Origin of the sequence: Pedobacter suwonensis (assembly GCF_900111825.1) — a bacterium.
Classification (GTDB): Bacteria; Bacteroidota; Bacteroidia; order Sphingobacteriales; family Sphingobacteriaceae; genus Pedobacter; species Pedobacter suwonensis.
In genome coordinates this window covers 27437-45234 of the sequence record NZ_FOJM01000013.1, presented here as the reverse complement: position 1 = coordinate 45234, position 17798 = coordinate 27437, and the positions used below count along the sequence as shown (strand labels likewise).

General features: G+C 38.3%; 14 protein-coding genes. 2 read left to right on the top strand and 12 right to left on the bottom strand.

The genetic code is table 11. The annotated features are described in order from the left end of the window. Positions 1-7 precede the first annotated feature (7 nt). The 10 genes from BM107_RS16715 to BM107_RS16670 form a co-directional block, all read right to left on the bottom strand. Positions 8-1510 (bottom strand): glycosyltransferase family protein, encoded by a 1503-nt coding sequence (locus BM107_RS16715; RefSeq protein ID WP_090985417.1) that lies wholly within the window; start codon positions 1508-1510, stop codon positions 8-10. Between the two features lie 5 nt (positions 1511-1515). Beyond that, the gene (locus tag BM107_RS16710; protein ID WP_090985415.1) at positions 1516-2106 is read right to left on the bottom strand and encodes a hypothetical protein; all 591 of its coding nucleotides are present in this window, start codon (positions 2104-2106) and stop codon (positions 1516-1518) included. Beyond that, entirely contained in the window at positions 2099-3334 is a 1236-nt protein-coding gene (locus tag BM107_RS16705; protein ID WP_090985413.1) for a 6-bladed beta-propeller, read from the bottom strand. Before BM107_RS16705 ends, BM107_RS16710 begins: the two co-directional genes overlap by 8 nt. Before the next feature lie 53 nt (positions 3335-3387). Then, positions 3388-3807, bottom strand: coding sequence for a hypothetical protein (locus tag BM107_RS16700; protein WP_090985411.1), 420 nt, complete (start codon positions 3805-3807; stop codon positions 3388-3390). 100 nt (positions 3808-3907) lie between these two features. After that, the gene (locus BM107_RS16695) at positions 3908-5242 is read right to left on the bottom strand and encodes a hypothetical protein (RefSeq protein ID WP_090985409.1); all 1335 of its coding nucleotides are present in this window, start codon (positions 5240-5242) and stop codon (positions 3908-3910) included. An 11-nt stretch (positions 5243-5253) separates the two neighbouring features. Continuing rightward, on the bottom strand, positions 5254-8337 hold the full coding sequence (locus BM107_RS16690) for an efflux RND transporter permease subunit (protein ID WP_090985407.1): 3084 nt from the start codon (positions 8335-8337) through the stop codon (positions 5254-5256). Continuing rightward, positions 8330-11470: an efflux RND transporter permease subunit gene (locus tag BM107_RS16685; RefSeq protein WP_090985404.1), complete on the bottom strand. Its 3141-nt coding sequence runs from the start codon at positions 11468-11470 to the stop codon at positions 8330-8332. Before BM107_RS16685 ends, BM107_RS16690 begins: the two co-directional genes overlap by 8 nt. Before the next feature lies 1 nt (position 11471). Further along, positions 11472-12563, bottom strand: a complete 1092-nt coding sequence (locus BM107_RS16680) for an efflux RND transporter periplasmic adaptor subunit (RefSeq protein ID WP_159435262.1) — start codon at positions 12561-12563, stop codon at positions 11472-11474. A 10-nt stretch (positions 12564-12573) separates the two neighbouring features. Next, positions 12574-14067 (bottom strand): TolC family protein, encoded by a 1494-nt coding sequence (locus BM107_RS16675; RefSeq protein ID WP_159435261.1) that lies wholly within the window; start codon positions 14065-14067, stop codon positions 12574-12576. 156 nt (positions 14068-14223) lie between these two features. Beyond that, entirely contained in the window at positions 14224-14553 is a 330-nt protein-coding gene (locus BM107_RS16670; RefSeq protein ID WP_090985398.1) for a hypothetical protein, read from the bottom strand. A gap of 192 nt (positions 14554-14745) precedes the next feature. Here BM107_RS16670 and BM107_RS16665 point away from each other — a divergent pair, with 192 nt between their 5' ends. Then, entirely contained in the window at positions 14746-15453 is a 708-nt protein-coding gene (locus BM107_RS16665; RefSeq protein WP_090985396.1) for a LytR/AlgR family response regulator transcription factor, read from the top strand. Between the two features lie 40 nt (positions 15454-15493). Here BM107_RS16665 and BM107_RS16660 read toward each other — a convergent pair whose 3' ends face one another. Further along, positions 15494-16573 carry a sensor histidine kinase gene (locus BM107_RS16660; RefSeq protein WP_090985395.1) on the bottom strand — a complete coding sequence of 360 codons (1080 nt, stop codon included), beginning with the start codon at positions 16571-16573 and terminating at the stop codon, positions 15494-15496. Between the two features lie 94 nt (positions 16574-16667). On the opposite strand from BM107_RS16660, the gene BM107_RS25220 reads away from it, so the two are divergent. After that, entirely contained in the window at positions 16668-16796 is a 129-nt protein-coding gene (locus BM107_RS25220) for a hypothetical protein (RefSeq protein WP_262987386.1), read from the top strand. Between the two features lie 28 nt (positions 16797-16824). On the opposite strand, the gene BM107_RS16655 is transcribed toward BM107_RS25220, so the two are convergent. After that, positions 16825-17580 carry a LytR/AlgR family response regulator transcription factor gene (locus BM107_RS16655; protein WP_090985393.1) on the bottom strand — a complete coding sequence of 252 codons (756 nt, stop codon included), beginning with the start codon at positions 17578-17580 and terminating at the stop codon, positions 16825-16827. Between the last annotated feature and the right edge of the window lie 218 nt (positions 17581-17798).

Below are 17798 nucleotides of genomic sequence, written 5' to 3'. Positions count from 1 at the left end.
AATTAGATTAGGGATAAAACTTGTTTTCGTAAAGCACTAAAGTGCAGTCTGCATCTGGACCAGGATAATAGATTTTCCATTTTTCAATCCATGGAGGAACACCAGAGGCTACCTGTTTAAATTTTTTCAGTTTTAACAGATCCTTGCAGATACTTAAGTCTAGGTTGTAGGTATTTGTGCAGAACAGAACGGTTCTTCCCCTGTTCTCAAAATTTAAATCCTCCATCTGGCATATATCTGTGAGCACCTGAAATTTTACATTGCCACGTCCGTAAAACTTTTCGGGAACGTCCAGGGGATCGTATGGGTTATTGCGATAATTAAAATAAATGGTTAATGGCTTATTCTGATAATATTTTTCTATAAAGGCGGTTAATTCCTGCCTGCCGGGGCCTGCAGGTTTAAATGTGCACAGGAGCAGCATTAATATGTTTATTCCAACCAAAAGGAAACCAAAAAGATAGAAAACCATTCGGGCCAGCTTTAAACGTGGAAGACTTTCTGTTACAGATTGTATCAGGGCCGTAACCATAAAAGGCACCAAACTTATTATGGGAAAGAGAAATCTTCCCTCCTTATGCTCTATTATACAATGTACAAGCAAAAAGGGAATTAAAACAAACGAAAAAATATGGTATTTAGCAGAACAGATAGTATAAATAAGTGCAGCTAAAATAACGAAACCTAAGGGATAGGACGCACTCCTGAATACATAAGTAAAATAATAATACCATGGAGCAATTCCGAAAGCCGCAGCAACTTTTTTTACAATGTTGTAATAATAGTATTGATAAGGCGTGAAAACCACTTCGCCATAAAACCAGCAATCGATCATGAACCCGATCAATAAAACAGCGAGGCCAGTTCCAATAAGCATTATCAAACATTTTCTGTGTGTTTTTTCTATAAAAATAAGATAACCTATAAGGCCTACCGAAAGCAGGGCGGTTTGGAAACGGCACAGAAACGATATTGCCAAAAAAAAACCGATAAGCAGATAATCGGTATTGGTTTTAAGTTTTGGGTTAGTAGAAACCGATAATGCTGCCAAAAAGAAAATCCCTGCAAAAATCTCTGAAGAAAAATGCACATTAATAAAAGGTATAAACCAGAACATGTAGGATATACCGATATAAAACAGGTGCATATTTGCTTTAAAATAATGACTACTTGCACCAATAAAGAAATAAACCGACGTAAAATAGCAGGCGCCGGTAATCAGCCTAAGGATAAGGGCCAATGTATAGGGCGAACTAACACCTGCATATTTTAACCCTCCAAATAATAAGTAAACCAAAGTAGGTTGAAACGTGGATCTGATTTTGGCAGCGTACTCCCACGCAAGATCTTCGGGCCTGGTTTTTCCCAACTTTAAAAGTGCAAACTCTATAATCTGATAGTGTTCATCAAAATGATAGTAGCCGGTGCTTTTAAATGCGGCGATTATAAAACAAACCGCCGATACAAAGTAAACAAACCATTTAAGTCTTTGGTTAATCATATTTTCCATTATGTTCAGTTTAATTTTTCCTTAATAGATTTGAGGTAAGCCCTTGTTTTGGTTTCTGCATATCGCTCCGGGAAAAACACCTGGTTTAATTTTGATTGGCCATCTGCAATAAACATGAACGGAAAACCGAGTTTCTTAAGCTCATTTCCGGCTAACAAATCACTATCAAGCCGGTATATTTTCCCTTCAAACCCAAATTTTTCCCTGAAAATCCGGATGTTTTTGACATTTGATGGTATATCGCACAAAAGCATAACTTTTTTTTTATTTATACCCGAGCTACGGATCATCCTGAGTACCGTATCGGTACAGATAGAGCATTCCATTTCTGAAAACCGCAGAACAAGAATGGGGCTATCTTTAGCTATTTCGTCGAGTTTTGCCGGCTCTTTTTTCTCTACATCGAAAATCTTCACCCCCTTCTTTATTTCCTGGCCCTCATATTTGTTTCTCAGCCCTTCTTTGTACCTGATCACAGTTTCAATTGCTGCGCGATCTTTCTCGCTGGCATCTTTTAATGGATCAGCTACCCTTTTCTCCTGTTTTTGGGCACAGGCAGAAATAAGCAATATTAACCCAAGTAATAACTTATTCATAAAAGCTTTCTTTAATATTTGCAGATATTAAAATGGGGTTCGAATCTACTTTTGTATTTTTGATGATATCCATCATTACCTGATTTTTTGGCCTTTTTGATAAATCGGCAAGTTTAGCCGGATCATTTCTCCTCAGAACATCATAAAGATCATGCAACATGGCCGGATCAATACTGTACACCATCTGATCGCCGTTAACACCAACCGGAACCGGATTTAAAGCATTAAAGAATAAATCATCAACGATGGTAAAATAAGACCTTACCTTTTTCTTACGCTTATCGTAGTAAGAAGACACAAAACCGTTCAAGCCGGAGCCGAAATTGAAGAAAGTTGTGGCATTTTGCCAGCTTACTACCCTGCCATAAATGTAATGCTCATCACGCTCCATCTGCCCGGTTGCGATCTGTTGTTTTAATCCGTTTGGCACCTTATATTTACCATAATCCATCACAAACTGTGGTGATATTTTTTTATTGCTGATTTTAAAGGTTGTATCGTTAAAATAATCGGTGTAATAAACCTCTTCGTTGCGCTGTTGCATGTAAAACCATGGAGACCAGCTATTCTTAAGGTCTTTTTCTTCGAGTTTAAAGTTTTTACTTGTAATTTTTAGGGTGGTATCAACCGTGATGAGATTATACATTAAATCGTTGTTCCATGCGGTATTTCCGGTCGAAAAAATAAGGTCTCCGTTATGCAGGCAGGCAATATTTTTCCCAAATACATCATAACGTTTCTCTTTGATAAAAGCGCCGTCTTTATTGTAATACAATATCTTTCTGCCATCATATACCAGAAGATTTCCGTTCTGATTATCTACCGTAATATCGTATAAGCCCTGAAATTCGCGTGGGGCTTTTCCCTTATCCGATAATTTGAATACAAGTTTTCCCTTAAGATCGTAGCAAAAAACACTTTCGGATAACTTTTTATCCAGCACGTATAAGCGATCGGTACTGTATATTACCTTATCGGCCTTACCCAAAAGCTGTGAATTATCGAGGTAGGTTACCGCCGAGATATCCAGAAGTTCGGAGGCCCTTGCACTTTTCTTTTCCAAATCGACATGGATAATCTCCGGCGAAGCGGCCTTATCATCAACAAGCTGGTTTTTTACAAGTGCATTATTGAGGTTACTTCTCTTGTTTATTTTCGACATATCGGAGCACGATGTACCCAATAAGGCTGCAAAGCCTAAAATCGTCAGTAAAAATCTGTTGTTCATATTATATTTTTATTGGTAAAACAGCGGAGAGCAAAAGCTCTCCGTTGTTAATGTTACTTGTTTGGAATACATTCTACAGAGGTACAAACAGCCCAGGCCCATTCGCATGCTGTTTTTTTACCTTTAATGTAACCGTTAGGGTTAGTTGTAGAAGTACTGTTAGAAACTGAACCAACAGGAATACCATCAACTATTGTTACACTACCTCCAGTGCTCGAAGAAGAACCCCCGCCAACAGGAAGTACACAATCAACAACTTTCTCGTCGGTTAATACACCGGCACTGCTGTTTGAACTGTTGCTGTTGCTATCATCGCTGCCGCCGCTACCGGTATTGGTAAAATCTCTTGCTGCTGCTGCAAAGCCAAAGTTATTTGCTCCCAAACCATATCCGTTAAATGCGTATTGAACGTTTGCAGCTAGTGCCAAAGTAAGAATTCCGATTCCTGCGAGTTTTAAAAATTTCTTTTTCATTTTCTGTTTTTTTTAGTTTTTTAAATTTATTGATTAAATAATTTTTAGTTTGCCGGTACCAAGTCACCAGTGCTGCATTTTAAGTAGGTTATAAATCATATTAATTGTTTGTTTTTTTCTGGTTATCCATCGGTCTGTTCCTGATCAGCTGTTTGAGTTCCTTTTTTAACGAATCGCTATTGTACCAAACTTTGATCCTTTGGGTAGAATAGGCACTTAACAGCACCACATAGCCGATCAGCAACATCATCTGAAACTTTTTCCCAATGGTATTTATTGAAAATAAGAGTCCAACAATAATCATAAACGCCCCTATCGAGGAGATGTAAACGTAGCGGTCGGATATAATTGAAAACCTTGAAATGGGGATAATATGGATGGTTAATAAGATATTTACAATAAAGAAGAGCAGGCAGAAAATATAAAAGCGGTCTTTTATCAATTTTGCACCGATAGCGGTTAACAGCAGTAAAACCGTGGGATAGAAATAAAAGAAATTGGGTAGTGGTTTTCCAATTTCGTTCGGAAAAGGATACACATACAATAACCTAATAGGAATCAAGCATTTAACAAAATACTCAAATAAGCAATAGCTGGCAAAAATGAGCGTTTGATAAAATGGATATTTTTTCTGCATCGAAATCAATCCTTCCCCGTTATCGGCCTGAGACATGATGGTTACCAGTCCAAGTACGAGCGAAAGAAGCAGAAATGGAATTTTTTCAATCCACAGCCGCTTATCCTTAAAATTCCGTCCGGCCAGATAATCAAAAGTGAATAAGGTTAGGGAAAATGCAACTGCCTGTTCTTTTGCACCGAAAGAAAGTAGGAAAAATAGCGCACTCCCAAAAAGATGGCTGATTTTTTTTGACCGGATATAATTTAAATAGCATAGGCACGCCCCTATATAGAAAGAAGCATAAATAAGAATCTTTGAAGCCGATATCCAGGCAACAGGTTCGATAAGAAAAGGGTGGATACCAAATATAAGCGACACAAAAAATGCCTGTTGGCTAATTTGCGCGGTAGTTAAATGCTTTACAAAACCGAGCAGGCTTTTAACCAGCCTGTAAACCAACTGAACATTAACCAGATGGATAAGTAGGGCAGAAAAGTGAAAATAAAAAGGCTTATAACCAAAAAGGGAATAAATAATGGTATAATAAAGCTGGTTTAAAGGAGAGTACTGTCCATTGTAAAACTGCGAAAATATAGCCTTTAAGTTTGCTATGGTTAATCCATCTGATGTATACGTATTAAAAAGTACCCAATGATCGTCCCAGTATACCTGAAAACTATTGTGCAAGCTTTGCTGCAGTACAATAAAGGGTACAATAAACAGTACCAGCGATTGGATCTGATCTTTCCAGGGATTAAGAAAATCGGTTGACAGGTTGTGAAAGATTTTCTTTGATGTTGTAGTAAGTTCTGTCATATCAACTGTTTTTAAATGTTAATGTTTTTACTTTGGGATAATGCTTTAAAAGGCTCATTCTTATAATAAAACCAGTAAACCAATGGTATAAAATAAAGGCTAACCGGGGTTCCGATAATCATCCCTCCTATTAATGCAAGTGAAAGTGGCCGTTGCAACATCGAACCGATATCGCTGCCGAACATAAATGGCACTACAGATAATATTGTTGTTAAGGAGGTCATAACAATAGATTTAAGCCTTTTTGTACCCGCCAGGTGGATACATTCCATTAAATCGTATTTACCCGTTTTCCTTAACTGGTTAATGGTATCAAGTTTTAGGATAGAATCGTTTATAATAATTCCGCACATTACAACCAGGCCAATCAGAGAGATCAGGTTAACCGACGAGCGGAAGCAGAACAGCATAATTAACGCACCGCTCATACTTATAGGAAGTTCTAACAGCACAATAACAGGCTGAATAAGCGATTGAAACTGGGAAGCCAGAATAAAGTATAAAAGCAATACCGACACGGCTATAACCCAGCTCATTTCGGCAATGAGCTCCCGGTTTTCGAAATAACTGCCCTCTATACTGTAATCTGTTCCATTGAGATGGTTTTTAAGATAACCGAGTATGCCAGCTTCTTCGCTGCTCTCTATACCAATGGGTATAAAGGTGCCGCCCATATCTGATGATATGCTTTTGTATGCTTCGATTGTGGTAAGCCGCAGCAGTTTACCGATTGGCACTGCAACCCCATTTCTGTTGGTGAGTACCATATGCGAGAGCACATTATTAAAAAATTCGGGCTTATGTTTTAAACTGATTGTTGTTTGAGCATTCCCCTCTGATAGGTAGCCAATATCCTGCCCTTTGAAGTATTCGAGCAGGTAGTTCTGGATATCCTCCAGGCTCAAAGCGTACCTTAGCAATACAGACGGGTCGGCATAAAGCACATAATTTTTATTTTTTTTCGGTGTAGTTATCTGGGCTTTTTTAAATATCACCGATAGTTTTTGGCCCAGATCCTTCAATTTATCGTTAAGCTGGATGCTTTCTTCGCGAGACCTTATTTTAAGCACCAACGACTTTTGATCCCTACCAAAAACTTGCTCAACAATATTTTTAGGATAGCTGATGGTTAACGTAGATGACGGAAATTTTTTATTCAGGTAACTATAAATCATCGCTTTAGCAGTATCAGCCATACGCTGGCTAGCGAATTTCATGTATAATTCTGCCTCTGTACTGCCAGGTTTAGCAAAATGATTCATAACATACTGCTCTTCACCTATACTGGCACTGTACTGATCAATCAGCTGTGCGATATGACCAATTAGATCTTTTACCCTCGAAGAATTTTCTGCGATGCCGGTGTTGTCATTCCAATCGATATGGGCCGAGAGCTCTAAGCGGTTAAAGGATGGGAGATGTTCCTTTTTTAACAAACTGAAGAAAAGCGCATTGGCTGCAATCAACAGACATACAATGACTACAGAAAAAACTTTATTGGCAAATACCCAATGAAATCCTTTGTTGTAAAGGCGTTCGAAAAAATCGAAGCTTAAAACAGAAAGAAGTTTGGTTATTATATCAGATCTAACTGCCCATGGGGTAGATTTCTTTTTGTTAACCAGCAGGTGTAATGTAGGCAAAAGTGTTACCGAAACCAGCAAAGAGGTAAAAAGCCCCAGGGTAATGGCCATTGCCTGATCAAAAAACAATGCCCCTGCAATCCCACTTAAAAAAACGAGTGGAACAAAAACCGAGCAAGTGGTTAACACCGAGGAAATCAGTGGCCGGAAAATTCCGGCTGTTCCCTGTGCGCATGCTTCTTCAAAATCCGGGGTCTCCAGGTATTGCTGACTAATGTTCTCGATCACGATTATTGAATTATCGATCATTAGCCCTACACCCAAAACCAGGCCGGATAGCGAAACAATATTAATGGTAAGGCCAAAAACACTGAACAGTAAAATGGTAATCAGGAGTGATGTAGGTATTGTAATGATTACCAAAACTGCCGAACGCCAATTTCTGAGAAAGCAGAATATCATGGTTAGGGCAAGTATACTACCGATCATCAGATCTTGCTTAAGGGTAGAAAGAGCGTATTTAAGCAGTGCGGTCTGATCCTGGCTCTGGCGAAAAGTAATATCCGGATAATCTGAGCGCACCGACCTTAACAATTGGTCGATATTTTCCTTCAGGTCGTCGAGATTGGCTGTTGGCTGTTTGATTATGGCAAGATCAATTGCACGTCTGCCATCCGAAAGGAATAAGCCTTTGCTTTCTTTACTCCTCAAGCCTATTTTTGCCAGATCGGAGAGTTTAAACTGCCTGCCGTTCTTTACCACAACAATAGAAGAAACATCATCTAGGGTAAGTGGCCGCTGCCCTTCTACCTGGATATGGAGGGTTTGCATATCCTGCAGCACATCAATTCCACCAAAATCCATATTCTGCTGCTGTATGGCAGAGATCAGGTCTTCGTTGTTCAGCCCTGTAATTTTCATCAACGGGTAATCCGGTTGTACAAACAACTCTCTGCCCGATAAACCGGTTACATCTACAAATGCCACCTCGGGCAACTGCTCAAACCTTCTTTTAATTACCTGATCTGCGAAAGTAGAGAGGCTTTCAAAATCCCGTCCTTCTACCTTGTTACTTTTATCCTTTAATGCAATTTCCAAATGAAAAACGGGGATGTTTGCCGCATCAGTTTTAATAGCTTTAGGCCTTTGTACACCTTTTGGCAGCTGATCCATTACCTGGTCTATCTTTTCATTAACTTCAATAAAAGTTAGATCCAGATCTGTTTTAAAATCAAACTGCAATTTCAGAACAGCATAGCCATCGCGGCTTTCGCTATTTAGATTTTTGAGTCCATAAAGCTGAGAGAAGCGGTTAGATAATAAACCGATCACATTGTTCTGCAGTGATTTTGCTGAAACCGTTTGGCTGTTTATCTGAACAGTTATTTCTGGTATCTGTATGTTGGGAAGAGGGGTTTTGGCAATTTTATTCACCGCAATAAGCCCCAAAATAACCAGCGCGGTAAAAATCATTATCACGCTTACAGGCTTCTTAATAATGAAATTAATCATGGCTGCCGGATTTGGTTATAAACTGGACAGTTGACCTTTTAGCAGGTTTTAACAGGGTTAGGGGCAATAAAACCAGAATAGCTGGTACGGAAATAACCAGACCGCTTATTATGCTCCAGTTGACCCCGTTCCTAATGTCTTTGGCCTGCATAAAAACGGTTGGTAACAAGGAGAATATCAATGATACAATGCTCAGCGAGATAAGCAGTAAATTTCGGTATACCACTTTTACATAATGATTAACCGGTCTAAAAACACTGCTTTTACGGATACTGAAATGATTGACCAAAAGTACAGCTGCCCTCACTACCATGCTGCTTAACAGAATAAGTGGTAAAATTCCCCCATCGTGCAAGGGGCAGTTAAATACATAGGCAGATGTAAAAAAACCTATTAATGAGAGCGGGATAAAAACAATAACCGATAACGCATTCCGTAAACTGTTAAAAATAATTGCGCAGGCAAAAAATATAATGATAACGATGTAAATAAAGGATAATAGCCTGTTTCTGGTTATCTGCTTTAAATCATCTGTCTGTCCATCGTTAATGCTATAGCCCAATGGAAGCTGCCTGCTTATTTTTTCGATAATCTGATCAGAAACCTTTTTTCCGAGATAGGCGTCGCCAATGAAATTATAATTAACAACCACCCTGTACTGTTGGTTGAGCCTATTGATTTCAGACAATGATTTTGACCGCTGAAGTACCGTAACCTGCCCTATTCTTAAACCGAAGCTGCCACTTTTTAAATTCTGATGCTGGAGATCCCATAAATGTGGTTTTTCTTCCACATCTCTCAACTGTATAAGTTGCGACTGATATGGTATGGTAGTTTCAGCATCACCATAGTTATCATATAACATTCTGGATAACCTGGCAGCGCTCAAACCTATAATTTCGTTTTTTGGTTTAATGGGGCTCATTACATAATCCAGCCTCGAATCGTTGCGTTCGGATAGCATATCCTGATCAAAGAAAATCCGGTTTACCCTTTCATTTTCCTTAAGCTCATCCTCTACCCGTGCTGCAAACAGCATCATTTTTTCATAATTATACCCGCTTAAATTAATGGCATAGTTCGTTTTTTCTGTTTTCACTTCAGTGCTAAAGCCTTCTCCTACGCCATAGATGGCAAATTCGGCCAGGCCATTTTCATCCGCCTTAAGCTCCAGCTTCTTTTTAAACATCATCGGAAAGCCTGTACTGTCTGAAGATTCATCAAAATAGATTACCATTTGTGCATGCTCAGCGTCAACAATCCTTGATTGAAAAGTCCGTATCTCTTTAAAAGCCGACAGATAATCTTCCCAATCAGTTACCACTTCTTTTATCTCCGAAAAAGCATATCCTTTAGCTATCTCGATATTAATCCCGATTCTGGTTTCGCTTGTTTCTTCATCACTTTGTATATCCTTATTGCTCTGTAGCCAAAAAAGTCTCAGGGTGCCCCCCAGCGCAATATCAATAAAGGGCTTTATGTGTTCTCTATATTGCGGTACTGCCGTTAGCCTGTTGTAAAATTTCGCAAAACCTTCGTCGCTGTTTATCTTTTCCGGCAGTAAGAAAAACGGCAGTCCAAATAATAATACAGTAGCAAAAAGGATTAATATTCTAAAGCGGAGCAGATGTAAAACAAAGTGCCGGTACAGATTTATAAAGCCTAAATGACTTATGGCTTTTTTACGTTTCAATGAGTAGGAATGTTCAACTTTAATATAAGCGATTAGTGCAGGCATTAATATTACTGCCAATATTGTAGATATCACACAGCTTGTCATAATCACAATTGCAAAGCCATGGTAGGTGTTACCGAAACCACTGTTGGGCAAAATAATTATCGACAGGGCTGCAATTGTGGCAAAATTAATTGCCAATGTGCCTGATGATGTATTTTTTATTTTGCCACGTAGGTTCGAGATAAGCACTGCCATACAGTTGGTCATCATCATCCCAACAGAGATAACAATACCCGTATATGCATATTCATCAAGTTTGAGCCCCAATAACCGGTATACCAAAAAAGAAATAGAAAGTGCCCCTGTAATAAATAAAAAAGTTAGCAGTATGGGATTAAAGCGTTTAAATACCACAAAAACAGTTAACAGTACAATTGCAATAGCCATTAATACCTGGATAATTGCGCGCCACAATCCGGTATTTTTTTTGGCAACCTCATCATATTGCAGTAAAACAGATATACCTTTTGGCATCTTATTTTGAAGAACCGAAACGAGCTGTTTTATCCTCATCCAGGTAAAAAGAACGTGGTATTTTTGGTCTGCAACAATTTCTACGATCCTAACCTGTTTACCGTCTATCCTCAAAATATTTTCATCATCCGATTGATTTATGCGCACACTGGCCACCTGATGTAGAGGAATGATTTGGCCATTGCTAATCCCAATCGGAAAATCAGACAGATTCTGGACATTATTTTCTTCTTTTTTAACAATCAGGTTTCTATAAAATACCTGACCACCCGCCGTTCTGTCTGGCACTTTCCCTAACCCTTCCTCTGCATTGGCAAGATTATTTGCCAGCACCCCTGTGGTGAGCGATAGTTTTTCGAGATCATTCCTTCTATATCCTACCTCTATGTTTTTTTTTGATGCCCCTATTATATTTACCTGACTGATTCCCTTTAAAGCAAGCAGAGGTTGCTGTATATTGCATTTGATAAATTCTTCTATATTATCGAACCCGTTAACTGGTATTACATAACTTAATAAAGGGAGTTTGCTTTTATCGCTTCGATCTACACTGGTTACCGGATATGATACCTTTTTTGGAAAGCCTGGATAAAGCTGGCCCATCAGTGTGGAGATTTCGAAACGTTTTTGCATTAGTTTTTCCGGGTCGGTTACCTTTGCCTTCAGATAACCAAATCCCCTGCCCGAAACGGATCTGATTTCCTGAAGTCCGCTTACTGTAGCCAATAAACCTTCTATTTTGCGGGTAACCTGATCTTCTACAACTTCAGGAAGGGCACCGCTATAACGAAAAGTGATATTAATTTGTCCGTCATTGTACGCATTATCCCGGCCATACAATACATAAAATCCTGATACCGCCCCAAAAATGGAGAGCGTTCCGAAAAGTATTAAAATAGAAAAGGCACGGTCTCTACTCATACTATAAGGTTGCTTGATTATCGGTTAATAACTTTTGTACCTTTACAGCTGTATTATCGGCAAGCTTTAGGTTATTGCCAACAATTACCTGATCTCCGGGCTTAAGTCCGGATTCAATAGATACATACCTGGTATTTTCTTTACCGCGCTTAACGTAATTCCACACGGCGCGGCCATTTACGCAGGTAAATACCACGCTCCTGTTCTGCCTTTGAACAATAGCCTCTTTTGGGATGAACAATGTATTGGATGATGTTTTTTTCACAATGATTTTTGTGGCCATGCCATCAATCAGCGAACCATCTGTATTTTGCAGTATAGCCTTAACCCTGATAAACCCACTATTATCGATAACAGGATTAATTTCCGAAACATTACCCCTGTATAACAGCTCATTACCGTATGCAACAACATCTATCTTATTGCCCACATGTACAATTCCAAGTTCGGTTTCGAGCACCGAGAACTCAACGCTCATCATCGAATCGTTAAACAGATCGCAAAGTTTCTGGTAGGCATCTATGGTACCATTCGGATTAATGGCCAGATTTGCGATTCTTCCGGTAAAAGGAGCAATGAGTACCGAACGTTCCAATGAATATTTTATATTCGCCAGTTCGTACCTGGCATTTAAAAAGCCGCTTCTGATCTTAGCCATTTTCATAATTCCATTCGGAATGCCCGATGAATCGCGCAAACGGTAACCATAATCGATCAGGCGGTCGTCCAGTTCAATCATTGCCTTATCCATATTTTCATTTGCCCTTACCAGCTGCATTTTTAACTCTGTAGGATCGAGCCTGCCAATTACCTGTCCTTTTACCACGCGATCGCCATTTTTTACTGATAACTGAACGAGTTTACCCGATGATTGAAAAGAAAGTGCTACTTTTTCATTTGCAATAATTTTCCCGTCACTCAACAGTTCCTCACTGAAATCTCCAAACCCAGCTTTCGAAACTTCCACCAGAACACGCCTGTCTTTTTCATCCCTTGTATGATTGTTTACAGTTTGCTCCTGGGTTCCATTGTTACAATTCTGGAAGAATATTGCTGTAATTGCCAGGATAAATAAGTTACGTCCGATTTTCATATTATGATCTTTATATATTCCCACCACCCTGTTCATCTAAAGCGAGGTTATTGTTCCGTTCAAAATCAAAGAGTGTTAACATTCTGATGGAGTAATAAAGCAACCAATACCCCTGAAGGGTATCAACATATTCGTTGGTGGCCCTATCCTTATCAAGCAAAGCATTATTGAAATCGGTAAAATTTAAACTCCCTATGGTATATTTTTGAAAGGCCACATTATAGCGCCTTGTTGCTAAATCCCTTGTTTCTTTAGCTATCTGGATCAGTTCTTTCTGAAGCTGCCACCGCATTACCTGATAGGAAACATCCTGTTCCATAGTCATTTCCTGCTGGCTGATCCTATTTTCTTCAAGATAAAGGTTTGCTTCGGCCCTTTTCCTGTTTGATTTATTCACGCCCCAATCCATTAAAGGAAAATAAAAACTGATCCCCACAGCCTGGTTACGTAAAAGATCGTTATAGGCAGCTCCAAGATGCTGATCGCTTTGGGTAAGGCCGATATTCGCATTAATACTAAAAGAAGGGCCGGTTAAAGATTTTGTACGCTGTATTTCCTGCTGGGCCTCTAGTTTTCTCCTTTTAAATTCATAGTAATATTTCCGGTTATCCTTAGTCATCGTAATGGCCCTGTCAAGTTCTACCGCAAAAAAATGCATATCCTCTGGCAGTTCCAGCTCCGTTCCTTTTTCCAATTGTGCATTCAGGTACCTTGAAAATGTTTGTAGCGCAACCTCCCGATGTAACACCGATGCCGACAATCCTTTTCGGGCATTTAAATGACTAACCTGTGCCTGTAAAAGTTCGTTGAGGTTAATGGTCCCAATCTCAAAGCGCGACTTTGATATTTTTAGCAGCGTATCTATATTTTTAAGATTCTGCTGATCGAGTTTGAGTTGGATATCGGCCTTAAGCAAGGCAAAAAACTTCTCTGTTGTTGAATAGGAAATATTTTCTATACTTTCAAAAAATGCCCTTTTTGATTCCTCCAATTTTAAAGGTTCAATTTTCCTCCGCCACTTCAGTTCATTATAAAACACATTAGATTGGGTATAACTTACAGAAAGCGGTACCGAGGTATAAGATTTATAGTGGTTATTCCCAAAGTTATCTAAACGCTGGAGCGAACTGGAAACCACGAGATTTCCACCGGTAAACCCTACATTTTGAGATAGGTTTAAACTTAAACTTGAATTTGCTACATTTTGGCTGATAAAATCGTTCTTTCCGTTAGGAAGCGTTAAAATATTAATACTCCTGAAATAATTGGGCAATACCCCTCTTAACGAAAACTTTGGCAGAAACCCAGCTTTATAAGCCGCGAAATCCCAATACGATGATTGTTTTGCATAGGTAGAAATCTTCGTATCAAGCGAGTTTTTTCTTGCCATATCAATGCTTTCGAAAAGAGTGAATTTGTTTTTCACCTGGGCCTTGATGGGCAGAAAGAAAAAAAAAGGCTGCAAAAGAAGTATTAAAACAATACAGCGTTTATTAAATTTCATGAGCGTTAAGAAAAATTTTATCGTGAAACTGCCTTTAAGCATCCACAGGCCTAAAACACAACAGCAATTATCTATATCTTTTGCACAAACGGTTCGCCAATAGGCGCATTAAGACATTAAAGAATTGGGGTATCTAACTAATGGCGTATAAAACTGTCAATTAACGGTACAGTTTGTTGGTATACAAATTGCCCATCCCACTACACACCTGATATAAGTACCTTTATGAGATGGATTTCCGGGAATAAAACAATCAACAAGTTGTTCCTGAGAGAAAAGCTGATTGGAGCTATTGGAATTGGAATTGTCATCATTGCTGTTTCCTCCGTTACTGCTTCCGTTAGAACCTGTTGAATCCTGGGCTATTACATTGCCCGGGTTATTTTTATCGCCAAGGCCGTAACCCAAAATTGCATAATGGATGTTTGTGGTAAGTGTGGCCATTATAAGTGCCGCCATCATAAATTTCAATGCAGTGTTTTTCATAGATTTGGTTATTTGATCTGTTCAGTGCCGATATGGACAATGCTAATCTTGACATTATTTTAGAAAAAAAAATTTCTATTATGTAACCTGCACGAATTATTATGCGAAATGCATCAGCTGGCTGATACTGTTATAATATCGAAAGAATATATTTGTAATGTTAGCTTAAACTAAAATCCTTTAAACTTTTTGATGGTACTTTCCTGTGTTATAATAGACGATGACTTATCTGTACTCCAGCAAATGGAGCAGTACATAGATAAAATTCCTTTTTTGACTTTAAAAAAATCGTACAGCGATCCCAATGAGGCTGTAAATGATATTATTAAAAAAAATGAGCTGATCGATATTCTTTTTACAGATGTTGAAATGCCGGGTCTTTCCGGAATTGCACTGTCTGATATTATAAGGAAAAATGTAAGTTCGCTTGTTGTTGTAAGTGCACATACCAAGTATGCCGTTGATGGTTATAATGTAAATGCCAAACAATTTTTAACCAAGCCATTCAATTTCAACAAGTTCGAAACAATAGTAAATAACCTGGTCAATAAAATTGGCGAAAGCCATCCTTACATCATGATCAGGCTGAGCGCAAAAGGTGAAATGCTAAAGGTTTATCTTGACGAAATAATTGCGATAGAAGGGGCTTCAAACTATATTAAAATCCATACCCTAACCAAAGTGGTAATGCCATATTATACTATGGCAAAAATCGAAGAGAAGCTCAATCTTTTCAAAAATTTTAAACGCATAAACAAATCTTTCATCATATCGGCAAAACAGATCGAAAAAATTAACGGCGATAACATTGAATTAAAAAAAGGGCTGGTGGTTACGGTAAGCCGATCCTACAAAAATAACCTCAAATCATTTCTTTCCGGATTATCTAATATTAACTGATAATGGCAACTATTGATGATCAGTGGGATAGACCGTATAATTATCTGCCCAATGGGATAACGATATCTACCCTAAATAGATCTTCACCCTCCAAACCGTAGGTAAATTTCAAATTTTCACCAAATGCAGTCCTTAACCTGCTTTCGATATTTTTCATGCCGCTATTGGTTCCAATTTTTTCGATGGTGTAACTTACTAAATTTGATGTTTGGATAAATAACAGGTTATCCTCAGCAAATACAGCCATAAGCGCGGGCTTCTCTTCCACGCATAAATTGCCATGCTTAAACATGTTTTCCATCAGCGTGAGCAAAACCAGCGGGATCATCCGCAGATGCATAGTTTCGGCAGAAAAATACAGATCGATAAAAATAGATTGGTTCTTACGGAGCTGATACAGATAAACCAGTTTTTCTACCTGTGCCATTTCATCTTTAATAATGACCATATCATCAACGCCCGAATCTATTGCAAACCTCATGATATCAGAAAGTACAATAACAGCTTCTCCGGCATCTTCCGGATTTATTTTAATGTTATTGTATACGTAACTGAGTGTATTGAATAAAAAATGTGGATTAATCTGAGCACGCAGAAAATCATTGTGCGATTTTGAAAGCATATCTGCCATGCGCTCTTCGTTAATGATGGCAAGAAGTCGTTGTTCTTCGAGTTCGTTGCTCCGTTTTTTTTCAAAAAAATAAGTTCTGATAAAGTAATAGGCCGAAGCAAAGCCACTGAAATAAATGTAACGGTATAGGGTACTAAGAACATAATCGCGGTTTAGTGCAACAGAAACTTTGTGGGTAATAATATGATAGCGAATCAATAACATATCGGCACCAAGGTTAAAAAAAAGATAGATGCAGAAAAGAACAGTAAAAATTAACGGTATACGGTAGAAAGTTTGGTTTTTAAACCTTGTGGCCCAGGGCAAACCGATGAAACAAACGGTATAGAAATAAGAAATAACAATTGCATAGTGGAGGCAATAAGTTAACAGATTGCCAAAAACGCCATAAATTAACCCAATAAGTACGGTTTCATAAGCTATAAAAACGCCCCATGCCAACAGGTGTATCCAATATTTTTTAATGCATTTTTTAATAATCTTAATCATGAATAAAGAGCGGTATAAATAGAATTTAAGCCTGTTTACATAATTTTTTTTTCAGGTAAAAAAGCAATACATAAGTTTCTAAAAAAAACGATTTATGAAACAGCAAACCAACAAAATCAAAGTAAAAACAATTTTCACATTTGGTCAGAAAAAAGGGAAAGACGGCTTAAGTACAGATGTTACCACGCTTACTACCAGCTTAACAGTTACTGGTTGGAGATGAATTTAATACCCGGGCCAAACTAAAATCCCTAAACCTTTCGTTTGGCCTTTATTAAATGATCGTCTACAAATTTGTGGAAGTGTTTCCTGTAATAATCGCCAATGGTTACTTTTTGTCCGCCATCCATAGTTACTACATTTCCATCAATAGAATCAATCAGGTTTCTGTTCAATATAAAGCTGCGTTGAAACTGGATAAAACCACGCTCACTGCCGAGATTCTTCGACATTTCGCTTAAAGACATATATGTTAATATCCTTTTGCCCGAAATGGTATGAAGCTGCACATAATTTGATTTGCTTTCGGCAGATACAACATCCTTAAATCTGACCTTAACCAGACGCAGGTTATCGTCGCTGCTCTTCACAAAGAAAAAATCCTGCTGCACATCCTTTTGGTTACCCTGCTCAAAGGAGAAAATTTCATTCTTAAACGAAAACAACCGCTGGATTACATCCATAAATTTCGCGAGCGAAAAAGGCTTAAGCAGGTAATCATTTGCCCGCACTTCAAAAGCCTCAAAGCCATATTTTGTATGGGCAGTGGTAAAAATCAATCTTTCGGTATTATTCCTGATTATTTTTGCCAGTTCGATCCCCGAAATTTCGGGCATATCTATATCCAATAAAATCAGATCCAACCGTTCTTCATCGGTAATTTCTTTTAATGCTTTTACAGGATCGGTATAGGTAGCTACCAATTCCAGTGCAGGCATTTTTAAAAAATAACTCTTTAATCCTTCAATGGCGTGCGGTTCATCATCAATAATCACACATCTGTACATAAGCGTCAACTAAAACGTTTAAATATAACATATATATATATTTTTGACAAAGCTTTTCAAAATCTTTGTTTGGTATTAATTAAATTTCAGGGACAAACTTCAAAATTCATTTTTCGGTTAGCTTGAAGCCATTCTTGACCAAAGGATAATGGATATCTCTTGGAAAGATCTGATAGATGGCTACGAATGGAGAGAGGTAATAAATTTAGACGTTACGG

Excerpts from the sequence above, each read along its gene's own strand:
- BM107_RS16705 (WP_090985413.1), bottom strand. The coding sequence starts at position 3,334 with ATGAACAACAGATTTTTACTGACGATTTTAGGCTTTGCAGCCTTATTG.
- BM107_RS16670 (WP_090985398.1), bottom strand. The coding sequence starts at position 14,553 with ATGAAAAACACTGCATTGAAATTTATGATGGCGGCACTTATAATGGCC.
- BM107_RS16700 (WP_090985411.1), bottom strand. The coding sequence starts at position 3,807 with ATGAAAAAGAAATTTTTAAAACTCGCAGGAATCGGAATTCTTACTTTG.
- BM107_RS25220 (WP_262987386.1), top strand. The coding sequence starts at position 16,668 with ATGAAACAGCAAACCAACAAAATCAAAGTAAAAACAATTTTCACATTT.
- BM107_RS16715 (WP_090985417.1), bottom strand. The coding sequence starts at position 1,510 with ATGGAAAATATGATTAACCAAAGACTTAAATGGTTTGTTTACTTTGTA.
- BM107_RS16655 (WP_090985393.1), bottom strand. The coding sequence starts at position 17,580 with ATGTACAGATGTGTGATTATTGATGATGAACCGCACGCCATTGAAGGA.
- BM107_RS16710 (WP_090985415.1), bottom strand. The coding sequence starts at position 2,106 with ATGAATAAGTTATTACTTGGGTTAATATTGCTTATTTCTGCCTGTGCC.
- BM107_RS16695 (WP_090985409.1), bottom strand. The coding sequence starts at position 5,242 with ATGACAGAACTTACTACAACATCAAAGAAAATCTTTCACAACCTGTCA.
- BM107_RS16660 (WP_090985395.1), bottom strand. The coding sequence starts at position 16,573 with ATGATTAAGATTATTAAAAAATGCATTAAAAAATATTGGATACACCTG.
- BM107_RS16680 (WP_159435262.1), bottom strand. The coding sequence starts at position 12,563 with ATGAAAATCGGACGTAACTTATTTATCCTGGCAATTACAGCAATATTC.
- BM107_RS16690 (WP_090985407.1), bottom strand. The coding sequence starts at position 8,337 with ATGATTAATTTCATTATTAAGAAGCCTGTAAGCGTGATAATGATTTTT.
- BM107_RS16685 (WP_090985404.1), bottom strand. The coding sequence starts at position 11,470 with ATGAGTAGAGACCGTGCCTTTTCTATTTTAATACTTTTCGGAACGCTC.
- BM107_RS16675 (WP_159435261.1), bottom strand. The coding sequence starts at position 14,067 with ATGAAATTTAATAAACGCTGTATTGTTTTAATACTTCTTTTGCAGCCT.
- BM107_RS16665 (WP_090985396.1), top strand. The coding sequence starts at position 14,746 with ATGGTACTTTCCTGTGTTATAATAGACGATGACTTATCTGTACTCCAG.